This is a genomic window from Streptomyces sp. NPDC051104, assembly GCF_040682835.1.
Taxonomy (GTDB): Bacteria; Actinomycetota; Actinomycetes; order Streptomycetales; family Streptomycetaceae; genus Streptomyces; species Streptomyces cynarae.
This window is the reverse complement of record NZ_JBFBBS010000149.1, coordinates 1-1,345: the sequence shown is the minus strand read 5'-3', so window position 1 is coordinate 1,345 and position 1,345 is coordinate 1. Positions and strand designations below refer to the sequence as shown.

Sequence of the window (1,345 nt, the reverse complement as noted above, 5' to 3'; positions counted from 1 at the left end):
AGAATGTGTACGTTTTTCCATGCTCAAAAGAGAATCCAGTATCAATATTTGCCCATGCAAGGTATCCATCAGTTGTGTGCGAAGTGACACTAATATCCTTATCTGTGTTGTTAAGCAGATTTCTTCCACCGCCAATGTAGAACCCATCCGTTCCATCAGCACTGTTAGCGTATGCTATGTGAGTTATTGTCCCATCATTAACGTTACTTACTGTGATACTATTGCTTGCTACTATCTTCATCAGTTACCTCCGCCCAAATTTCAATAATTGGGGTGGAGATACCATAAGTCCGCCAGATTTGTTCAATCACATCACTTGCACTTGTCGCTTTAAAGCTAACTTGTGTGATTTCTCCCCCAAGTTCAATATTGGCATAAAATGTACTTTTCATTATTGATTCACCTCACATGTATATTGAGCTTTGACATTGATATCAGTCGCAGCAACACTAATTGTTTTACCAGTTTTATATTGATTGCCTGTACCGCCAAAATTGGCATTTAATACACCATTTTGATCACGTTGAGACCATTTATAAGTATAAGTTTTTCCATTTGTATCAATTTCAGCACCAGATTGAAATACTCGGCAAGTAAGTGTTGTTGTACCAGAACCGTTTTTAAAAATGCTACCTGCCGTACTATCAATCGTACAAGTTAATGGATCTGTATAATCAAGAAGAGTAATAATTCCACTAACTGATGTACCTGCTGTACCACCTGCGCGGTCAATGATCATAGCCTTGAACGTTTGAGCATTTGTAACAGCCGATGGTAGAACTGTTAGTATCCCTTGAGAAGTTGTATTTGTACCAGCTGCTACATTGGGCGTTTGACCAGTTGTAGATGAAGTACATAAATGCCAACCTAATCCAAGGTTTGAGTTATAACCAGTTGAACCAGTTGTGGTTACACTACTATCTGAATAACCGAAGAATATCTCTTTATTTCCTGCAGAAAGTTGTCCCCCTTTATATAGATCAGCGTTAACTGTTAAGCTTGCAGGCATGGAATTGTAGAACGCTCCACCATTGCCAGCATAAACATTCGCAAGAACAGCTGATTTAGCAAGTTGTACAACAGTTAAATCTAAAACAGCTGAGAATGGAACATTTAAACCTGTATTAGGGTCAACCCATAATCCAGAAGCAGTGAATCGTGATGCTGAGTTAGCAATTGGGACATTGACTTTTGTTGTCAACACACTATTTGCGCTTCCGCTCATATATTGAGTATCAGTATTAGTAGTTGAAGTGATAGTTGTTGTTGCCGTTCCATCTGCTCGTGTCCAAGTAATATTTCCTGAAATCCTACCGATAACAGAAGTTGTACTCCCTGCTTTAGT

At 38.9% G+C, this 1,345-nt stretch carries 3 protein-coding genes; all 3 read right to left on the bottom strand.

Going from position 1 to position 1,345, the window contains the following annotated elements:
* On the bottom strand, window positions 1–241 hold a 241-nt coding region (locus AB0N14_RS40180; RefSeq protein WP_366030623.1), incomplete at its 3' end, for a hypothetical protein.
* The gene (locus AB0N14_RS40175; protein WP_021214455.1) at window positions 219–392 is read right to left on the bottom strand and encodes a hypothetical protein; all 174 of its coding nucleotides are present in this window, start codon (window positions 390–392) and stop codon (window positions 219–221) included. The genes AB0N14_RS40175 and AB0N14_RS40180, both read right to left, overlap by 23 nt.
* Window positions 392–1,345 (bottom strand): hypothetical protein (locus tag AB0N14_RS40170; protein ID WP_366030622.1); only part of this gene is annotated, 954 nt, incomplete at its 5' end. The genes AB0N14_RS40170 and AB0N14_RS40175, both read right to left, overlap by 1 nt.